Source organism: Elioraea sp. (assembly GCF_022842375.1).
Classification (GTDB): domain Bacteria; phylum Pseudomonadota; class Alphaproteobacteria; order Acetobacterales; family Acetobacteraceae; genus Elioraea_A.
Window position 1 is genome coordinate 153,716 of record NZ_JALHPR010000005.1, and the last position, 18,642, is coordinate 172,357.

The 18,642-nt window shown below is 69.1% G+C and carries 16 protein-coding genes; 5 read left to right on the plus strand and 11 right to left on the minus strand.

Translation table 11 applies throughout. From position 1 onward, the window contains the following. Positions 1-6: 6 nt before the first annotated feature. Entirely contained in the window at positions 7-1,572 is a 1,566-nt protein-coding gene (locus Q0C38_RS06780; protein ID WP_291296312.1) for an ABC transporter substrate-binding protein, read from the plus strand. Positions 1,573-1,577: 5 nt separating this feature from the next. Continuing rightward, a complete protein-coding gene (locus Q0C38_RS06785) occupies positions 1,578-2,987 on the plus strand; it encodes an amidase (protein ID WP_291296313.1) in 1,410 nt (469 codons plus the stop codon). On the opposite strand, the gene Q0C38_RS06790 is transcribed toward Q0C38_RS06785, so the two are convergent. Next, a complete protein-coding gene (locus tag Q0C38_RS06790) occupies positions 2,984-3,664 on the minus strand; it encodes an RraA family protein (protein WP_291296314.1) in 681 nt (226 codons plus the stop codon). The two genes, Q0C38_RS06785 and Q0C38_RS06790, sit on opposite strands and share 4 nt — an antisense overlap. Before the next feature lie 148 nt (positions 3,665-3,812). On the opposite strand from Q0C38_RS06790, the gene Q0C38_RS06795 reads away from it, so the two are divergent. Together Q0C38_RS06795 and Q0C38_RS06800 are read left to right on the plus strand one after the other, a co-directional pair. Beyond that, complete coding sequence (locus Q0C38_RS06795; protein WP_291296315.1) at positions 3,813-4,688, plus strand: TauD/TfdA family dioxygenase; 876 nt, start codon at positions 3,813-3,815, stop codon at positions 4,686-4,688. Next, the gene (locus tag Q0C38_RS06800; RefSeq protein ID WP_291296316.1) at positions 4,688-5,062 is read left to right on the plus strand and encodes a RidA family protein; all 375 of its coding nucleotides are present in this window, start codon (positions 4,688-4,690) and stop codon (positions 5,060-5,062) included. Before Q0C38_RS06795 ends, Q0C38_RS06800 begins: the two co-directional genes overlap by 1 nt. A gap of 12 nt (positions 5,063-5,074) precedes the next feature. Here Q0C38_RS06800 and Q0C38_RS06805 read toward each other — a convergent pair whose 3' ends face one another. The 3 genes from Q0C38_RS06805 to katG all read right to left on the minus strand — a co-directional run bounded on the left by Q0C38_RS06805 (position 5,075) and on the right by katG (position 9,243). Then, the gene (locus tag Q0C38_RS06805; RefSeq protein WP_291296317.1) at positions 5,075-5,827 is read right to left on the minus strand and encodes an SDR family NAD(P)-dependent oxidoreductase; all 753 of its coding nucleotides are present in this window, start codon (positions 5,825-5,827) and stop codon (positions 5,075-5,077) included. 27 nt (positions 5,828-5,854) lie between these two features. Further along, positions 5,855-6,925, minus strand: a complete 1,071-nt coding sequence (locus Q0C38_RS06810; RefSeq protein WP_291296318.1) for a serine hydrolase — start codon at positions 6,923-6,925, stop codon at positions 5,855-5,857. A 110-nt stretch (positions 6,926-7,035) separates the two neighbouring features. Continuing rightward, the gene (gene katG / locus Q0C38_RS06815; protein WP_291296319.1) at positions 7,036-9,243 is read right to left on the minus strand and encodes a catalase/peroxidase HPI; all 2,208 of its coding nucleotides are present in this window, start codon (positions 9,241-9,243) and stop codon (positions 7,036-7,038) included. A 316-nt stretch (positions 9,244-9,559) separates the two neighbouring features. Here katG and Q0C38_RS06820 point away from each other — a divergent pair, with 316 nt between their 5' ends. Further along, entirely contained in the window at positions 9,560-10,465 is a 906-nt protein-coding gene (locus tag Q0C38_RS06820) for a LysR substrate-binding domain-containing protein (RefSeq protein WP_291296320.1), read from the plus strand. Positions 10,466-10,478: 13 nt separating this feature from the next. On the opposite strand, the gene Q0C38_RS06825 is transcribed toward Q0C38_RS06820, so the two are convergent. From Q0C38_RS06825 to Q0C38_RS06855, 7 genes are all read right to left on the minus strand, one after another. Continuing rightward, complete coding sequence (locus tag Q0C38_RS06825; protein WP_291296321.1) at positions 10,479-10,862, minus strand: c-type cytochrome; 384 nt, start codon at positions 10,860-10,862, stop codon at positions 10,479-10,481. Positions 10,863-10,947: 85 nt separating this feature from the next. Next, positions 10,948-12,330, minus strand: a complete 1,383-nt coding sequence (locus Q0C38_RS06830) for a molybdopterin-dependent oxidoreductase (protein ID WP_291296322.1) — start codon at positions 12,328-12,330, stop codon at positions 10,948-10,950. 157 nt (positions 12,331-12,487) lie between these two features. Further along, positions 12,488-13,858 (minus strand): sigma-54 dependent transcriptional regulator, encoded by a 1,371-nt coding sequence (locus Q0C38_RS06835; RefSeq protein WP_291296323.1) that lies wholly within the window; start codon positions 13,856-13,858, stop codon positions 12,488-12,490. Further along, positions 13,824-15,257: a HAMP domain-containing sensor histidine kinase gene (locus Q0C38_RS06840; protein ID WP_291296324.1), complete on the minus strand. Its 1,434-nt coding sequence runs from the start codon at positions 15,255-15,257 to the stop codon at positions 13,824-13,826. Before Q0C38_RS06840 ends, Q0C38_RS06835 begins: the two co-directional genes overlap by 35 nt. Next, entirely contained in the window at positions 15,254-16,087 is an 834-nt protein-coding gene (locus Q0C38_RS06845; RefSeq protein ID WP_291296325.1) for a PhnD/SsuA/transferrin family substrate-binding protein, read from the minus strand. Before Q0C38_RS06845 ends, Q0C38_RS06840 begins: the two co-directional genes overlap by 4 nt. A gap of 52 nt (positions 16,088-16,139) precedes the next feature. Next, positions 16,140-17,810 carry an AMP-binding protein gene (locus tag Q0C38_RS06850; protein WP_291296381.1) on the minus strand — a complete coding sequence of 557 codons (1,671 nt, stop codon included), beginning with the start codon at positions 17,808-17,810 and terminating at the stop codon, positions 16,140-16,142. A gap of 2 nt (positions 17,811-17,812) precedes the next feature. Next, positions 17,813-18,625: an enoyl-CoA hydratase gene (locus Q0C38_RS06855; protein ID WP_291296326.1), complete on the minus strand. Its 813-nt coding sequence runs from the start codon at positions 18,623-18,625 to the stop codon at positions 17,813-17,815. Between the last annotated feature and the right edge of the window lie 17 nt (positions 18,626-18,642).

An 18,642-nucleotide genomic window follows, 5' to 3' on the forward strand; every position in this document is an offset into this window, starting at 1 on the left:
GCGCGCATGACCTGGGCCCTTTCGGCCGTTCTCAGCCTGAGCCTCGCCACGGCGGCAGCGGCGGAGGAGTTGCGGGCCGGCTTCTCGCTCGATCCCTCGTCGCTTGATCCGCACTTCCACAATTTCTCGCCGAACAACGCCGTCGCCCAGCATTTCTTCGATGGGCTGACCAATTTCGACCGTCAGAACCAGCCTCGTCCCGGCCTCGCCGAGAGCTGGCGCCCGATCGATGACACGACTTGGGAGTTCAAGCTGCGCCCAGGCGTGCGTTTTCACGACGGCGCACCGCTGACGGTCGAGGACATCGCCTTCAGCCTCGCGCGTGCGCCGGCGGTGCCGAACTCGCCATCGTCCTTCGCGATGTTCGTCGCCGGCATGACGGTCGAGAAGGTCGATGACCTGACACTACGGATCATCACCGCAGCACCAAACCCGCTCGTGCCGAACAACCTCGCCAACGTGATGATCGTGCGAAGGGCGAAGGCCGAGGGGGCGGGCACGCCGCAGTTCAACAGTGGCGATGCGCTCGTCGGCACCGGCCCCTACCGGTTCGTCTCGTTCACACCCGGGTCGCAACTGGTGATGGTCAGAAACGAGGCCTACTGGGGCGGCGTGCAGCCCTATACGCGCGTGACCGTCAGCTTCATCCGCAATGCCACCGCCCGCACCGCTGCATTGCTGTCCGAGTCGGTCGATTTCATCGACCAGCCGCCAACCGCAGACATCGGCCGCCTGCGCGCGGATCCGCGTTTCACCGTCACGCAAGGCGTGACGGCGCGGACGATGTACCTGCATCTCGACCAGTTCCGCGACGAGACACCCTTCGTGACCGGCGTGACAGGGCGAAACCCGCTGCGCGATGCGCGCGTGCGCCGCGCGATCAGCATGGCGATCAACCGCCAGGCGATCGTCGATCGCGTAATGGAAGGTGTCGCGGAACCGGCCGCGCAGATCATGCCGCCCTTCGCGTTCGGTGCGAGCCGTACGCTGCAGCCCGTACCGTTCGACCCGGAGGGAGCGCGGCGGCTTCTCGCCGAGGCGGGCTATCCGGATGGCTTCGGGATCACGCTGCATGGCACGAATGATCGCTACGTGAACGATGCCCGAATTGCCCAGGCGATCGCGCAGATGCTGACGCGCGTCGGCATCCGCACCGAAGTCGATACGATGCCCGGCAACGTATTCTTTACCCAGGCGACGACAGGCGGGCCGAACCGCACGCCGCGCTACAGCCTGATCCAGCTCGGCTTCGCCTCTGGCACGGGTGAGAACGGCTCGGCGCTGCGCTCGCTGCTCGGCACGTTCGATCCGGCGCGTGCCATGGGTGCGGCCAATCGAGGCCGGTACAGCAACCCCGTGGTGGATGACCTCGTGCTCGAGGCGCTGCGCACGGTCGATGACACGCGCCGTGCCGCGCTGCTCGAGCGCGCGACCAACATCGCGTTCGGAGAGGATGTCGGCGCGATCGCGTTGCATCACCAGCACGGCGTCTGGGCCGCACGGAAGCCCTACCGGGTTGAGCCACGCAGCTACGAAGGCACGCTGGTGATGGATGTGATCCGCGCTCCCTGACCGTGATGGACCTTCCGGCCGACAGCGCCACGGCCCTGCTCCACGCGTTCCGGCGTGGCACGCTTTCGCCCGTCGAGGCGACGTCAGCAGCGCTTGCCCGCATCCGCGCCTTCGAGCCTGCGGTGAACGCATTCGTGCTGGTCGACGAGGTCGGCGCGATGCAGGCCGCGCGGCAGAGCGAGGAGCGCTGGCGCGCCGGTCGGCCCCTGGGTGTTCTCGATGGCGTTCCGAGCACGATCAAGGACGCGACGCTGACGCGCGGCTGGCCGACACTGCGCGGCAGCCGCACGATCGCGCGTGACCAGCCATGGAATGACGATGCACCCGTCGTCGCGCGCATGCGCGAGGCCGGTGCCGTGCTGCTCGGCAAGACCACGTTGCCGGAGTTCGCCTGGAAGGGCGTGTGCGACAGCGCGCTCACCGGCACCACGCGCAACCCTTGGGATGTGCGCACCACGCCTGGCGGGTCGAGCGGCGGCGCTGCCGTCGCTGCCGCACTCGGCATGGGGTGGCTGCACCAGGGCTCCGACGGCGGGGGCTCGATCAGGATCCCGGCCGGCTTCACCGGCGTCGTCGGCCACAAGCCGTCCTTCGGCCGCGTGCCGCTGTGGCCGCCCACGGTGCAGGGCACGCTGTCGCACACAGGGCCGATCACGCGCACCGTCGCGGATGCCGCACTGATGCTGACGGCGATCGCGAGGCCCGATGCGCGCGACTGGATGGCGCTGCCGCATGACGCGCGTGACTGGCGGATGGGCCTCTCTGACGGGGTGCGCGGCTGGCGGATCGCGGCGAGTGCCACACTTGGCTACGTGCGCGGGCTTGATGACGAGGTCGCTGCCGCCTTCGCCGATGCCGTGTCCGCGTTCGAGGCGCTGGGTGCGACGGTCGAGGGGGTCGCCCCTGGTTTTGCCGACCCGCACGACGCCTTCCGCATCCTCTGGTACGCGGGTGCTGCGCAGAACCTCAGGCCCATGGCGCCGGACCTGCGCGCCCTCGTCGATCCTGGCCTGCGCGAGATTGCCGAGGAGGCTGAGCGCTTCTCGGCTTCCGACCTGATCGAGGCCGGCATGGTGCGTGCGCGCATGGGCGTTTCGATGAAGGCGCTGCATGAGCGGTACGACGTGCTGCTGACGCCGACGCTGCCCATCCCCGCCTTCATGGCCGGGCAGGAGGTGCCAGACCCCGCGCGCCAGACGCGCTGGACGGAATGGTCGCCCTATTGTTTCCCGTTCAACATGACGATGCAGCCGGCGATCAGCGTTCCCTGCGGCCTCACGCGGGCGGGATTGCCGATCGGGCTGCAGATCGTCGGGCCGGCGCATGACGACGCGCTCGTGCTCCGCGCCGCCGCCGCGTTCGAGGCGGCGCGGCCCTTCGCGCGGATCGACGCCCCTCGCGGCAGCGCAGCTTAGCCCCGCGCGGCCTGTGCGGCGAGAAGCTCGGCGATGCGCGCGTTGGTGCCGTTGATGTCTGGCATCCTCTCGCCCGCGGCGATGCGCGCGAGCGTCGTCTTCTCCGCCTCCTGCATGCCGATGGCGCGTTCCGCCGCCTCGGTGATCTCGGCGGCCTTCAGCACGAGAACGCCGTTCTCGTCCGCCAGGACGGCATCGCCGGGCTCAACCGCAACGCCGCCGCAGGAGATGGGCACGCAGAACTCGCCATGCGTGAATTGCCGCTTGCCCGTCACTGCGGAGAGGCCGCGCGCCCAGACCGGAACGCCATAGTCGCGCAACTCGCCGATGTCGGTTGCCATGCCGTCGATGATGATGCCGGCGCATCCAGCCTCGCGCGCGGCGAAGGCGACGCCGCCGCCGCAGGAGGCGTGGCGCATGTCGCCGGCACGGTCCATCACCAGGACATCGCCAGGGCGGAGCTTGCCGAGTGCGTAGTGGACGATCGTCGTATCGGAGCCGTGGCAGCGGATGGTCACGGCCGTGCCGGCGATGCGCCGATCGGGCAGCAGGCCGCGGATTTCCGGCGCCATGAAGCCGGTGTGGCGGAAATGGCCGATCGTTGCCGGTTCGGCGCGACGGAGCAGGTCGAGCAGGGCAGGCGGCACCGGTGCTGGCAGGTCATTGATGGTGAACATCGGCAGGGGTCCTCGATTGCGGGCGCAGCGCGACAAGGATCGTAGTCCGCAAAAGGTCGCTGCACATCAGCGATCGCAGCGGCGTTGCGTTCGCGCCGGGAGCCGTTACGATCAGCGTACGCAGCGGAACGACCTGGAGGACGATGCGATGGCACTCGCGATCACGCCGCTCACGCCATCCGGTTTCGGTGCCGAGGTGACCGGCATCGATCCGACGCTTCAGCTCGACGAGGAAACGTTCCGTGCCGTCGAGCAGGCGTGGCACGATCATGCTGTGCTGGTGTTCCGCGATCTTGCGATGACGCCGGAGCAGCAGATCGCGTTCACGCGGAGGCTCGGCCCGCTGCACATCATGGTGCCGCTTCAATACAATCTCGATGGTCACCCGGAGATCTTCGTCGTCGGCAATGCCGAGGAGGGGGGCAAGGCCGTCGGCATGCGCCGCGCCGGGATGGGGTTCCATAGCGATGGCGAGGACAAGGCCATCCCGAATGCCGGGTCGTTCCTCGCCGCAGTGCAGGTTCCGCCCGAGGGAGGCGACACCATCTTCGCAGACACGCGGGCAGCGTGGCATGCCCTACCGCGCGAGACGAAGGCGCGGCTGGCGGGGCGCCGTGCGCGGTTCAGCAGGATCACGCTGCACCACGTCCACTATCCGCACCTGCCGGCATTGACGGATGAGCAGAAGCGCGACCGCCCTGATGTGTGGCACCCGATCGCGCGGCTGCACCCGCGCAACAGTCGTGTGGCCCTCTATATCGGGCGATGGGCTGTCGAGATCGAGGGTATGGCGGAGGCGGAGGGAACAGCGCTGATCGCCGAGCTCTGCGATGTCGCGCACCGGCCAGAGTTCCTCTATCGCCACAGCTGGCGGCCCGGCGATGCCGTGCTGTGGGACAATCGCTGCACGCAGCATTGTGCCACGTCGTTCGACGAGGAGCGCTACACGCGGCGCATGCATCGCACGACGCTGGAGGGCGAGGCGCCGGTGCTCGCCTCCGTTGCCGCGGCGGTCGCTGCTTGATGGAGATCCTTCACCCGCCGGCGCCGGGCGAGAAGCGCCCCTTCAGTCGCGCGGTGAAGGCAGCCGGCATGGTGTGGGTGTCGGGCCACTCGGCACCGCATGACCCCGCGCACGGCATCCATCGTGGTGCGACGCCGGGCGAGGAGGTCGACAATGCGCTCGCCTTCGTCGCCGCGATCCTCGCCGAGGCAGGCAGCGGGCTCGACCGCGTGGTGCAGGTGACGATGCTGATCAGCGACAGGGCGGACTATGATGCCTGCAACGTGGCCTATGTGAAGCACTTCCCCGGCGGCCTGCCGGCACGCCACACTGCGCTGTTTGGCGTGCCGACAGAGGCGCGCGTCGGCTTCGCCTGCGTTGCGTTGGCGGACTGAACCTTCGGCCGATCAGTGGAACACGCGGCCTGAATCGATCACCACCGTTTGTCCCGTCATCGTCTCGGTGCGACACATCGCGACGACCATTCCGGCGCAATCATCCTTGTCGGCTGGCTTCTTGAGCAGCGAGGCTGACGCTGAGGCCTCGACCAGCTCAGGCCTGAGATTGGCCGTCGCGCGCGTGCCTTCGAGCAGCCCGGGGGCGACGCAATTGACGAGCGTATGGGGTGCCATCGCCACCGCCATGCAGCGCGTGAGATGAATCAGCCCTGCCTTCGATACGGCATAGGCGATCGACGAGCCTGATGGCCCGAGCCCGGCGACGGAGGCGATGTTGACGATGCGCCCACGCCCTTGCGCCTTCATCACGGGTGCAGCCGCCTTCATCAGCCGCATCGGGCCGGTGAGGTTGATGTCCATGATCTTCCCCCACTCCTCCATCGTCATCGCATCGAGGTCGGGGAAAGGGATCGAGATGTTGTAGGCGGCGTCGTTGACGAGGATGTCGAGCCGCCCGAAGCGGCGCACGACGTCATCCACGAGCGTGGCGACGGCTGCGGCATCCGTCAGATCGCAGCCGAAGGCAGCGGCGTTCACCTGGTGCCGGGCGGCGATGTCGCGTGCCACACCCTCTGCCTGTTCGCGGCTCCGCGCATACACGACCGCGACATGCACCCCCTCGCGCGCGAGGGCGTGGCAGATGCGCTGGCCGAGCCCGCCATTGCCGCCCGTGACGAGGGCGACGGCACCGGAAAGTTCCATGGCGTATGCTCCTGCTGGTGTTCGCGTTCAGCCGGTGATCGCCGCGACAACGCGCGCGGCATAGGTGGGGAACGCGTCAGGGTCGAGCCAGCGCGTGACGGAAACGATCTCGTGGTCAGGATCGATCCACGTCGTATTGCCGCCGGCACCGCGGGCGAAGACGCTGCGTGCGGAAGCGGCGGGTGCGGCCGCCCGCGCGGTGTTGAGCCACCAGAGGAGCCCATATTCCGGCTTCAACGGGCAGGGTGCGGCGATCGCCTCGATCCACGCGGCCGGGATCAGCTGCCGGCCGTCCCAGGTGCCGCGCTGGAGCACGAGCTGGCCCAGCAGCGCCTGGTCGTCGGCGCCGATGAACACGCCGCCGCCCCAGTGGCCACCGCCCGGAACCGACGGCATCTCCGTGCCGTCGATGGTGACCAGCGCCGTGTCGTAGGCGTGCCAGGACCATCCGGTGCTCGCGCCGATCGGGTCCATGATGCGCGCGCGGAACACTTCTGGCAGCGGCGTGCGGAACAGGTGCAGCAGTGCCAGCGACAATGCATTCACCCGCACATCATTATACTCCCAGAACGTTCCCGGGTCGCGCAGCGGGCGTGCCTCGCCCTTGCGGGCCTTGCCCTCGCGGAGGAGATCGCGGTTGCGGTCGATCAGGTCCGACTTGCCCCAGAGCGTGCCTTCCCACTCCGAGGTGAGGGTGAGCAACTGTCGCCAGGTGACGATGCCGTTGCGCGGGCCGGCGAAGTGGGGGCTCGCGACGCGGGCCGAGACCGGCTCGTCGAGCGAGGCGATCAGCCCGTCATGCTGCGCGAGGCCGGCGAGCAGCGAGAGGTATGACTTCGCTACCGAGAAGGTCATGTCGGCGCGCGTCGTGTCGCCCCAGGCAGCGATGCGCTTGCCGCGATGCATCACCACGCCCGCCGGGCCGCCGCGCGGTGCGACGGGGCCAATGATCGCGTTGTCGGGCGGCGGCTCGAAATAGCCGCTGTCGAGATGCGCGCGGAGGTCGCGCGGCCAGCCGATTTCGTTGGCTGCGGCAAAGGCCGCGGCGGTCGCAATGGCGGCAGCGAGCGTCGGAGACGAGGGAGAGGTCGTTGCCATCATGCGGCGATAGCAGACATCGCCGCACCTGGCCACGGCGCGATGCAGGGGGCAGACCAGATCCGGGCGCGGCTGATCGTCAGCCGCGCCCGGTCCTCAAGGGGTCAATTTCAGGCGAGGTCGAAGCGGTCGAGATTCATCACCTTCGTCCACGCGGCGACGAAGTCGTGCACGAACTTCTTGTGCGAGTCGCTGCAGGCATAGACCTCGGCGAGCGAACGCAGCACCGAGTTCGACCCGAAGACGAGATCGACGCGCGTGCCCGTCCACTTCAGCTCGCCCGTGGTGCGATCGCGGCCCTCGAAAACGCCCTCGGTGCCGGCGGGCTTCCACACCGTTGCCATGTCGAGCAGGTTCACGAAGAAGTCGTTGCTCAGCGTGTCGGCCTTCTTGGTGAACACGCCGTGCGCGCCGCCGCCCACGTTGGTGCCGAGCATCCGCATGCCGCCGACGAGCACCGTCATTTCCGGGGCCGTCAGCGTCATCAGCTGCGCCTTGTCGACGAGCAGCTCCTCGGCCGAGATCGTGTAGTCGGTCTTGAGGTAGTTGCGGAACCCGTCGGCGAACGGCTCGAGGACCGAGAAGCTCTCCGTGTCCGTCTGCTCCTGCGACGCATCGGTCCGGCCAGGCGTGAAGGGAACCGCGACGTCAACGCCGGCATTCTTCGCCGCACGCTCGACCGCCGCCGTGCCGCCGAGCACGATCAGGTCGGCGAGCGAGACCTGCTTGCCGCCGGCAGCGGAGGCATTGAACGCCGATCGGATGCCCTCGAGAACGCCGAGCACCTTCGCGAGCTGGGCAGGCTGGTTCACCTCCCAGTCCTTCTGCGGTGCGAGGCGGATGCGGGCCCCATTGGCGCCACCGCGCTTGTCCGAGCCGCGATACGTTGCGGCAGAGGCCCACGCCGTCGTCACCAGCTCTGAGAGCGAGAGGCCGGAGGCGAGCAGCTTGCCCTTCAGCGACGCGATGTCGGCGGCGTCGATGACCGGGTGCGTCACCGGCGGGATCGGGTCCTGCCAGATCAGCTCTTCCTTCGGCACGAGCGAGCCGAGGTAGCGCACGCGCGGGCCCATGTCGCGGTGGGTCAGCTTGAACCAGGCGCGCGCGAAGGCATCGGCGAACTGGTCGGGATTCTGGTGGAAGCGGCGCGAGATCGGCTCGTAGATCGGGTCCATCCGCATCGCCATGTCGGCAGTCGTCATCATCGGCGCGTGGCGCTTCGTCGGGTCATGCGCATCGGGCACGAGCGTTGCTGCCGCAGGATCGGTCGGGATCCACTGCGAGGCTCCGGCGGGGCTCTTGGTCAGCTTCCATTCGAAGCCGAACAGCGTATCGAAGTAGCTGTTGTCCCAGGTCGTCGGCGTCGGCGTCCACGCGCCCTCGATGCCGGAGGTGATGGCATGCGCGCCAACCCCGGTGCCGAAGCTGTTGCGCCAGCCGAGGCCCTGCTCCTCGATCGCGGCACCCTCGGGCTCGCGCCCGACATGCTCGGTCGGGCCAGCGCCGTGGCACTTGCCGAAGGTGTGGCCGCCGGCGACGAGGGCGACGGTCTCCTCGTCGTTCATCGCCATGCGCGCGAAGGTCTCGCGGATGTCGCGGCCGGAGGCGAGCGGGTCGGGGTTGCCGTTCGGACCTTCGGGGTTGACGTAGATGAGGCCCATCTGCACGGCGGCGAGCGGGTTCTCGAGCTGCCGGTCACCGGCATAGCGCGCATCGCCGAGCCAGGTGGTCTCCGACCCCCAGTAGATGTCCTCCTCCGGCTCCCAGATGTCGACGCGGCCGCCGCCGAAGCCGAAGGGCTTCAGGCCCATCGATTCGATCGCGCAATTGCCGGTGAGGATGAACAGGTCGGCCCAGGAGAGCTTCGCGCCGTATTTCTGTTTCACCGGCCACAGCAGGCGGCGCGCCTTGTCGAGGTTGCCGTTGTCGGGCCAGCTGTTCTCGGGCGCGAAGCGGTGCGCGCCGGTCGAGGCGCCGCCGCGGCCATCGCCGGTGCGGTAGGTGCCGGCGGCATGCCACGCCATGCGGATGAAGAACGGCCCGTAATGACCGTAGTCAGCCGGCCACCACGGCTGCGACATGGTCATCAGCGCAAAGATGTCCCGCTTCACCGCCTCGAGGTCGAGCGTCTTGAACGCCTCGGCGTACGCGAACCCCTTGTCCATGGGGTTGGACAGCGCCGAGTGCTGGTGGAGGATCCTGAGATTGAGCTGGTTCGGCCACCAGTCGCGGATCGACCTGCCACCGAAGGTCGCGTGCTTGGGAGCACCATGCATCACCGGGCACTTGCCGGCACCCTGGCCACCTAATCCGTCCATCTCTCGCTCTCCGTTCCTGGCTGTCTTGACCGATCGTCTCAGTGCGTTCCGACCGCGACGCTTCTCTCCGGCGAATCGGTTAACTGTTCGCCGCAAGGTTGTGTTTGGGCACAGCAAGCGTTGGCCCTCCGGGCGTTTCCGGTTGGGCGCTTCACCCCGTTCTCACTCCACCGATCGGGTAATGTTCTGTCGGGTCGTACGTTAGCGGGTTTCCGATGATGAATGGAAGCGTGGCACGCTAACGAATGTGATAGATGACATCTATCAAGCCTGGGTGGCCGACCTGGCCATCCACGCGTCCGGGTAGGTCCGATCCATGAACCTGAGAGACCTGCGCTACATCCTCGCCATCGCGGAGCACAGGCATTTTGGCCGCGCTGCTGAGGCCTCCGGCATCAGCCAGCCGACGCTCTCGGTGCAGCTGCGCAAGCTCGAGGAGCTGCTGGGTGTCGCGCTGTTCGAGCGCAGCAGCAAGGCCGTGGTGCCGACCGCCGCCTGCGAGCGGCTGATCGGCCATGTCCGCGCTGCCGTGGCGGAGGCTGACGCGATCCTCTCCGTTGCACTCACGCTGCGCGACCCGCTGGCCGGGCGCTTCCGGCTTGGCATCATCCCGACGCTCGCACCCTATCTGCTCCCGCTGGTGTTCGCGCCGCTGCGCGAGGCGCTGCCCGCGCTCGAGGTCGAGCCGTGGGAGGACCAGACGTCAGCCATCGTCGACCGGCTGCGGGCGCATGAACTCGATGCCGCACTTCTCGCCACCGATCTCGACGGGCCCGACCTCGCGAGCCGGCCGCTCTTCGCCGAGCCGTTCCTTGCGGCCCTGCCGCCGGAGCATCCGCTTGCCGCCCGCGCCGTCGTGGAGGAGGGCGAGCTTGCGCGCGACATCCTCGTGCTGGCCGAGGGGCATTGCCTGCGCGACCAGACGCTCGCCGCCTGTGGGCAGAGCGGGGCGCTCGGCGGCACGCTGCGCGCCGCGTCCCTCTCGACGCTGCTGAACATGGTGGCCGCCGGCTACGGCACGACGCTGATCCCCGGGCTCGCTGCCGGTGCGGCGCAGGATGCCGGCATCGTGCTGCGCCCGCTCGCCGCGCAGGCGGGGCGGACGGTGCGCATCGTGTGGCGCGCGCGCTTTCCTCGCCGCGGTGCCGTGGATGCGGTGGGCGACGTGATCGCCGCGCGCCTGCGCGGGTTTGCGACCGGCGGCGCGACGGGGGCGGTTTGAGCGCGCGCGGCAGCTACTTGATCGCGATTGCAGCCGCGGCGGCGGGCGCGAGTTCGGCGGTTGGCGCGATCGTTCCGTGGTTGGCCAGCATGTACGCGCTGATCGCCCACTTGTCCTCGTCGCTGAGCTTCGTCGGGTCGTCGAAGGGCATCATCATCTGGTTGTATTCGAACAGGCCCATCGCGTTCTCGAAGCGCGCGATCTTCGCTCCCTGGCCCCAGATCGGTGTCTGATAGCCCGCACCCGCGCGGCCATCGTCGCCATGGCAGGCAGCGCAGTAATCGGCGAACAGCCGCGCACCATGGCCGACCTGTTGGCTGCGCGGCGCATCGGCCGATGCGAGGGAGACGAAGGCGACAGTGACGCCGGCGAGAGCGGCAAATACAAGCGAACGCATCGTGGCAGCATGCTCCGGGTTGGTTCAGCGGGAGGGAGCGGCCGGCCCCCGAACGCAGGGGCCGGCACCTGGAGGCAGGGTCGTCTCAGACCACCTCGACCCTGAATTTCGGGATGGCCCAGTTCGCCATGCCGAGCGTGTTGAGCGGCACCTTCTCCGGCTGCTGCGTCCCGGCAGTGTCGGTCGCGCGCGTCTCGATCACGTGCTGGCCCGCCGTCGCGTTCCACGGCACGTCGAACCTGACCCAGGTGTACTTGCCGAGATTGGGAGGCCTGATCGCCGCCTGCTGCCAGGCGCCGCCGTCGATCCGCACCTCGACGTTCCGCACGCCGTGCTGCGGCGCCCAGGCATAGCCGCGCAGCGTCTGCTGCCCGGCCGAGAGGCGCGGGACCTGGCCACGCTGCAGCGGGTAGTTCGCCGGCACCGACGGCGACTTCTCGAGCACAAGCGGCACGGTGATGAAGGATTTCGGCGGCATCCAGGTGACCATGGGCCCCTTGATGTCGTCCGCCGTCACGCCGATGAACTCGTCATCGGCGCTGAACTCGGGCCGCGCGTAGCTGGGCCCGATATAGACCTCGCCTCGCGTGTTCAGCCGCGCCCAGACGCGCTTGTCGGTGACGCGGATCTCGGTGAGCCACTTGATCGAGGCGGTGCCGCCCCAGCCGGGCACGACCATGCGCACCGGTGCGCCGTGATCGGGGATCAGCGGGTTGCCGTTCATCGCGAAGCAGACGCCCATGTCGTGCTGCAGCGAAGCGACGTCGCTGTAGGGCATCGGCCTGCCCATGTCATTGCCGTCGACGCCCGACCAGAACAGCACCGTGCGTGCGCCTGGCTTGATACCGACGCGGGCGAAGATCTCGCTCATCGGGACGTACTGCCACTCGGCCTGGCCGACGGCACCGAGCACCCAGTTGCCGCCGGCAACCTCCTGCCCGGTCAGCCCGTCCTGCTCCCAGAACAGCGTGCGCCCGTTGCCGTGGCATTCCATCGTCGCGATGATCGTGCGCGACGGCATGGCGAGCAGGTCGTTGTACGAAAGGTCGACCGGCCGCTCGACGGAGGTGCCGTGGATGCGCAGCTTCCAGTTCTCGCGCGCAAGCACGGGGCGCTGTTCGACCGTCGGTGTCGGGTAGTGGTTGCGGACGTAGAATTCCTCAACCGGCGTCATGAACGTTTTGAAGTTCCAGTAATTGCCGGAACGAACCGTCGCGCCGATGTTCAAGACGCGGCTGTCGTCCTTCAGGATCGCCCTCCGCGGGGCTGGCGCCGGCTGCGCCGGTGCCTGTGCCGGTGCCTGTGCCGGGGCCTGCGCCAGGGCCTGGGTCGACCCGGTCCCGATCGCCGCCGCCGCCCCGAACGCCGCCGCCGAGACGAACAGCGATCGCCGCTGCGTGTTGGTGCCGTCCTTCAGGACGGTCTGGGCGATCTGGTCCGCTTCCGCACGCTGTTTTCGTTCCGACATCCGTCATCCTCCCCATCTTGCCCGGCCATCCGGGATGCGGACGGGAGATGAGCAACCTCCGTGCCGCGGCCCACGGGGCCGAACGAGTTGGACTATCAATGCGTTGCGCCAGACCGACAGCACCGCATGTCCGGATTTCCGGACGGCGGTCCATGGGTCAGTCCGAGATTTCGGATTGACTGGACCCTGTGCGCAGCGCGAAGCGGCGCACCTTCTCGAACATGGTCGAGCGCGAGACGTCGAGCCGTTCCGCCGCGCGCGCCACGTCGCCGTTGCAGGCGGCGAGTGCCGCGGCGATCGCGCGGCGCTCCGCCGCATCGCGCGCCGCGGCCAGAGTCCCTCCCCCATCGGCTTCGGGTGCGGCCAGGGCGCGCTCGGGGAACAGGTCGGCCGCGCCGATCCAGTCGCCATCGGCCAGGGCGACGGCCCGCTCCATCCGATTGCGCAACTCGCGGATGTTGCCGGGGAAGGCGTATGCCAGCAGCGCCGCCTCGGCGACACTCGTCAAGCCACGGCGTGGCCTGCCGAACGCGGCGGCGAATTCACCGAGGAAGCGGCGGGCGAGCGGCAGCACGTCCTCGCCTCTCGCCCTGAGCGGCGGCATCGCGACATGGATGACCGCCAGGCGGAAGAAGAGATCGGCGCGGAACAGGCCGGCCGCGACCCTTGCCTCGAGATCGGCATTCGTCGCGGCAACGATCCGTGCACGGAACGGCAGGTCGCTGCTGCCGCCGACGCGGCGGAAGCTCCGTTCCTGCAGCAGCCGCAGCAGCTTCGCCTGAAGTGCCAACGGCAGTTCGGCGACCTCGTCGAGAAACAGCATGCCAGCGCCAGCGCGGAACGCCAGCCCGTCATGCCGTGCGGCAGCGCCTGTGAAGGCGCCGCGCTCATGGCCGAAGATCTCGCTCTCCAGAAGGTCAGGCGGGATCGCGGCGCAGTTGACCGCGATGAACGGCGCTTCCGCGTGCGGTCCCTCCGCGTGCAACAGGCGTGCGGCAACCTCCTTGCCCGATCCGCTCGGGCCGGTGATGAGCACGGTCGAGGCGATCGGCGCGATGCGGCGCAGCAGTCGCTCGACCGCAGCGATCGACGGCGATGTGCCGAGGACAAGCCCGCCGCAGCGCTGCCAGCGTGGCGCGAGCAGCGCCTCAAGTCGTTCTAAAAGCGTATCTATATCGAAAGGCTTGGTCAGGTAGTCGGCGGCACCGGCCCGCATCAGCCGCACGGCCTGCGCGACGTCGCCGAAACCGGTGACGAACAGCATCGGCACCTGGCCGCATTGCTGCGCGAGCGCGCGATGGATGTCCTCGCCCGACATGTCGGGCAGCCTGATGTCGCAGATCACCGCGTCAGGGGGGCGCATGCCGAGCGCGCCGATCGCCTCAGCGCCGGTGCGAAACCATTGCGTGCGGTAGCCCTCGACCGCCAGCCAGTCGACCACGGATTGGCCCATCACCGGGTCATCCTCGATCAGCGCGACCAGGGGGGCTGTGTCAGGCTGCGTCGGCAAGGCGGCGTTCCGCGGCATCTGGAATCCTCACGGTGATCGCCGCGCCCGGTGGACCGGCAATGGTGATGGTGGCGCCCAGTTCGGCTGTCAGCCGCGCCACGGTCCAGAGGCCGAGGCCATTTGTCGGCAGCTGGCGACCGGCCGCAGCACCTGTGAGCAGCACCTCTGCCGCTGCCGGCAGCCCGGGCCCGTCATCGGCAACGGTGAGGATGAGCGCGCCAGCCTCGGTGACGGCATGAAAGCGCAGCGTGCCCTGCGGGGGCGATGCAGCGCAGGCGTTGAGCAGGAGATTGAGCGCGATCTGGCGCACCGCCTGCGCCGGGATCGCGGGGGTCGATGCGAGATCCTGCCGCCAGGCGAGAACCAGGTCGCGGCGCCGCGCCTCGCTTTCGATCAGGTAGCGGAGATCGTCGATGTCGCCGGGCGCGAGGGGGCGGTCATCCACCTCGCCGCGCCACAGCATCAGCGAGGCACGGACCACGTTGTGGATGCCGGTCAGCCCCCGTTCGAGCAGGGCCGCCGCGCGGGCGCGGTGCACCGGATCGGCGCCGTGGCGTTCGATCATGCGGACGGCGTTGAACAGGCCGCCGAGCGGGTTGTTGACCTCATGCGCCATGGCCGAGGCGTAGCGGCCGACCAGGGCGCGGCGTTCCTGCTCGGCAAGGCGCTTCAGCAGTGCCTCGCGCTCGGTGATCGCCGCTGCAGCGGCGTTGTAGCGGCGGTAGGCACGGCCCTCATCCGTATCCTCGGGCGGCAGCTCCGCCTCGGGAATGGGATCGAGCCGCCCCTCACTGGCTTGCGCGAGCCGGTCCGACAGGCGGAGCACCGGGCGCAGCATCCGCTGCACCAGGAGCCAGCCGAGTGCCGCGAGCAGGATGGTCAGCGCCGCGTTGAGGCCGACCAGCGCGGCAAGTGCCGCGCGCCGTTCCGCCGCCAGCGCGGTGACGTCGATCTCGGCGGCGATCCTGCCGATCGCCACGCCGGCCTCGACCATCGCCCGATGGATCCACACCGTGCCGTGCGCGGTATCGAGCTGCGTCGGGTCGCCATCTGGGTGGGAGGCGGGCGGGGCCGGAGAGCCGAGCGGGTGGGGCAGAGGATCGGAGGCTGCGAGCACCGTGTCGTCGGGCAGCACGACGAGCACGCGCAGCGCCGCGACGCCGGAGTAGCGCGTGCGCGAGCGGTCGAGCGCATCGAATGCTTCCCACGGATCGCGGCGGATCAGCGCCGGCTGGAGCGCGGTCGAGAGCCCATCGAGATAGGCGCCGCCGAGCTCGGTGAAATGCGCTGCCTGCGTCGCCTCGATCCGCAGCAGCACGAGCTTGGAGATCGCCGCGGCGACACCGATCATCAGCGCCGCGACGAGCAGCGGCACCTTGATGGCAAGCGGCCAGCGCATCCTCCGCCGCGCGCTCATCCTGCCTCCCTCACCTGGCGCCAGAGCGCCGCGATGCTGTCGAATTGCGATGGGGCGACCGGGGCGAACCCATCAAGGCGGAGTGTGGCGAGGATCTCCTGCCCGATCGTGCTTCTGTCCATCCCGAGGAATGCTGCCTTGGTTGCGGCGATGATCGAGGGCTCGGTCTGGCGGGAGGCGGCGATGGGCGGGAAGCCCATCGGCTCCGAGGTTCGCAGGATGCGCGTCGCCCTGACCAGAGCCGGCTCGAGCTCGGCCATCACGTCCCACACATAGCCATCGACCGATCCGGACTGGGCGAGGCCCGAGGCGACGGCCCGGATGACGTTGCGATGGCCGTAGGTGAAGAAGCTGCGTGCGAAGAACCCGGCGGCCGTCTCTCCCCTGGCGGCCAGCGCGGCGCTCGTGACCAGGAACCCGGAATTGCTGTCGGGGTCCGAGAAGGCGTGGATGTCGCCGCTGAGGTCGGCGAGGCTCTCGGCCCGCCTGTCGCGGCGAACGATCACGTAGGAGCGGTAGAGCGACGCGCCGCGATAGAGCGGTGCCGCCACGAGGCTCAGCGCCTCGCGGTGCTGCACGAAGGGAAAGCCGCAGATCCAGGCGGCGTCGAGCTGGCCGGCAATGAGCAGCGCGCTGATCTCGCGATAGGTGCGGCGCTTGACGACCTGCACCGTCCTGCCGAGGCGGCGGGAGAGATAGGCCTCGATCTGGCGCACGAGCACGATGTCGCTGTCGAGGAAAACTGGGGTGAGCCCGAGCGTGATGGGCCGTGCTGCCCTGGCGCTGCCCGACCAGCCTGAGGCCAGGGCAAGCGCGGGGGAAGCGGCCATGAGGGCACGACGGGTCGTCCACGTTGGCGTCGCGTGCGCCCCTTCCATCATCCTACCGCTCATCGCCGGGCGGTGCATCGTCGCCGCGCGCAAGACGGCGCAGTACGTGCTTCTGCACCTTGCCGGTGGAGGTTCGCGGCACGGTGGTGAACACCACCCGCCGCGGTGCCTTGTAGTGGGCGATCGCCCCGCGCACGAAGGCGATCAGCTCGTCCTCCGTCGCGCCGGCACCTGGCTTGAGCTCGACGAAGGCGCACGGGCTCTCGCCCCAGCGCTCGTCCGGCATCGCCACGACCGCGGCGACGGCAACCGAGGCGTGGCGGTAGAGCGCGTCCTCCACCTCGATCGATGAGATGTTTTCCCCGCCGGAGATGATGATGTCCTTCGCACGGTCCTTCAGCTGGATGTAGCTGTCGGGATGCATCACGCCGAGGTCGCCGGTATGGAACCAGCCACCGGCGAAGGCCGCCTCGGTCGCTGCCTCGTCCTTGAGATAGCCCTTCATCACCACGTTGCCGCGCATCAGCACCTCGCCGATCGTTTCGCCATCGGCCGGCATAGGCAGGAGCGTTTCCGGATCGGCGACCGTCAGCCCCTCGAGCGCCTGGTAGCGCACGCCCTGTCGCGCCATCTTCCGCGCGCGATCCTCCGCCGGCAGCGCATCCCACGCCTCGTTCCACTCGTTGACGACGGCAGGGCCGTACACCTCCGTCAGCCCATACACGTGGCAGACGCGGAACCCCGCTTCTGCCATGGCAGCGAGCACGGCTTCCGGCGGCGGGGCGGCGGCCGTGAGGAATGTGGGCGTGTTCTCAAGGCGCGGCCGTTCCGCAACGGGAACGTCGAGCAGCGTCGCCATCACGATCGGCGCGCCGCAGAGATGCGTCACGCCATGCGCGGCAATCAGCCGCCACATCTCGGGCCCCCGCACGTGCCGCAGGCATACATGCGTGCCGGCCAGCGCGGTGATGGTCCACGGAAAGCACCAGCCGTTGCAGTGGAACATCGGCAGCGTCCAGAGATACACGGGATGCCGCGCGATATCGCCCGCCGTGACGTTGCCGAGTGCCAGCAGATGCGCGCCGCGATGGTGGTACACGACACCCTTCGGCCGGCCCGTCGTGCCACTCGTGTAGTTGAGGGCGATCGCGTCCCACTCATCCTCCGGCCTCAGCCAGGCCCAGCCGGGATCGCCGCCAGCAAGCAGCGCCTCGTAAGCGATTCCCCCAAGCGTCTCGCCGCGCGCGGTTTCCGGGCAGGGCGGATCGTCCACCTCGATGATCAGCGGTCGCGCGGCGCAGTGACCGAGGGCTGCGCGCAGCAGCGGAATGAACTCGCGATCGACGAGGATGGCCCGCGCCTCGCCGTGGTCGAGGATGAAGCCGATGGTCGCTGCATCCAGCCGGGTGTTGATGGCGTTGAGCACGGCACGTGCCATCGGTACGCCGAAATGCGCCTCGAGCATCGCCGGGCCGTTCGGCAGCAGCGCGGCAACCGTGTCGCCGCGGCCGATGCCGTTGCCGTCGAGTGCAGAGGCAAGCCGCACTGCGCGGTCACGGAAGGCGCGGTAGCTCGTCGTTCCGCCTGCGTGCAGGATGGCAGGACGGTCGGGGAAGACGGACGCCGCGCGCGCCAGGAACGGCAGCGGCGAGAGCGGGACGAAATTCGCCGCATTCCGCTCCATCCCGGCATCGTACTTGCCCTGTCGCGAGGCCCCCCCCACCGTCAACGGTCCTCCCACACGGGCGGGCGCTTGGCGAGGAATGCGCCGATGCCCTCGCCCGCGTCGCGCGTCATCAGGTTCTCGACCATCACGCAGGCGGCGTCGCGATACGCCTCGCTGAGATCACGGCCGAGCTGGCGGTGGAACGACGCCTTGCCAAGGCGCACGGCGACGGCAGAACGGGCGGCGATGCGCGCGGCAAGCGCGAGCGCATCATCGCGCGCCGCCCCCGCCACGACGACGCGGTTGACGAGGCCGATGCGATGCGCCTCGGCAGCGTCGATCACGTCTCCTGTCAGCAGCATCTCCATCGCTGCCTTGCGCGGCACGGCGCGGGAGAGGGCCACGGCAGGGGTGGAGCAGAAGAGGCCGATCGACACACCAGGCGTGCAGAACCGCGCGCTCTCGTCGGCGACCGCAAGGTCGCAGGCAGCGACGAGCTGGCAGCCGGCCGCGGTCGCCATCCCGCGGACCGCCGCAATCACTGGCTGCGGTAGCGCAACGATGGCTTGCATGAAGGTGGCACAGGCGCCCATCGCGTTGGTGAAGAACGCCGCGCCGCCATCCTCGTCGGCCCTGTGCGCATCGAGTTCCGCCAGATCGTGGCCGGCGCAGAAGGCAGCCCCCTCGCCGGCGATGACGACGACGCGAACGCCGGGGTCTGCCGCGATGGAGACGAGGGTTGCATTCAGCGCGCCGAGCATGGCGAGCGAGAGGCTGTTGCGACGTGCTGGCCGGTTCAGGCGGAGGAGGGCAACGCCATCCCCCCGCCGCTCGACGATGACCGGCATCGCTGCATCCGCCGCTGTGTCCATGACGTTCTCCTCACCGA

Bases quoted from the DNA above. Each gene is read 5' to 3' on its own strand.
- Q0C38_RS06845 (WP_291296325.1), bottom strand. From the start codon at position 16,087: ATGGCCGCTTCCCCCGCGCTTGCCCTGGCCTCAGGCTGGTCGGGCAGC.
- Q0C38_RS06795 (WP_291296315.1), top strand. From the start codon at position 3,813: ATGGCACTCGCGATCACGCCGCTCACGCCATCCGGTTTCGGTGCCGAG.
- Q0C38_RS06785 (WP_291296313.1), top strand. From the start codon at position 1,578: ATGGACCTTCCGGCCGACAGCGCCACGGCCCTGCTCCACGCGTTCCGG.
- Q0C38_RS06810 (WP_291296318.1), bottom strand. From the start codon at position 6,925: ATGGCAACGACCTCTCCCTCGTCTCCGACGCTCGCTGCCGCCATTGCG.
- Q0C38_RS06830 (WP_291296322.1), bottom strand. From the start codon at position 12,330: ATGTCGGAACGAAAACAGCGTGCGGAAGCGGACCAGATCGCCCAGACC.
- Q0C38_RS06820 (WP_291296320.1), top strand. From the start codon at position 9,560: ATGAACCTGAGAGACCTGCGCTACATCCTCGCCATCGCGGAGCACAGG.
- Q0C38_RS06805 (WP_291296317.1), bottom strand. From the start codon at position 5,827: ATGGAACTTTCCGGTGCCGTCGCCCTCGTCACGGGCGGCAATGGCGGG.
- Q0C38_RS06825 (WP_291296321.1), bottom strand. From the start codon at position 10,862: ATGCGTTCGCTTGTATTTGCCGCTCTCGCCGGCGTCACTGTCGCCTTC.
- Q0C38_RS06840 (WP_291296324.1), bottom strand. From the start codon at position 15,257: ATGAGCGCGCGGCGGAGGATGCGCTGGCCGCTTGCCATCAAGGTGCCG.
- Q0C38_RS06855 (WP_291296326.1), bottom strand. From the start codon at position 18,625: ATGGACACAGCGGCGGATGCAGCGATGCCGGTCATCGTCGAGCGGCGG.
- Q0C38_RS06835 (WP_291296323.1), bottom strand. From the start codon at position 13,858: ATGCCGCGGAACGCCGCCTTGCCGACGCAGCCTGACACAGCCCCCCTG.
- Q0C38_RS06790 (WP_291296314.1), bottom strand. From the start codon at position 3,664: ATGTTCACCATCAATGACCTGCCAGCACCGGTGCCGCCTGCCCTGCTC.
- Q0C38_RS06800 (WP_291296316.1), top strand. From the start codon at position 4,688: ATGGAGATCCTTCACCCGCCGGCGCCGGGCGAGAAGCGCCCCTTCAGT.
- katG (WP_291296319.1), bottom strand. From the start codon at position 9,243: ATGGACGGATTAGGTGGCCAGGGTGCCGGCAAGTGCCCGGTGATGCAT.
- Q0C38_RS06780 (WP_291296312.1), top strand. From the start codon at position 7: ATGACCTGGGCCCTTTCGGCCGTTCTCAGCCTGAGCCTCGCCACGGCG.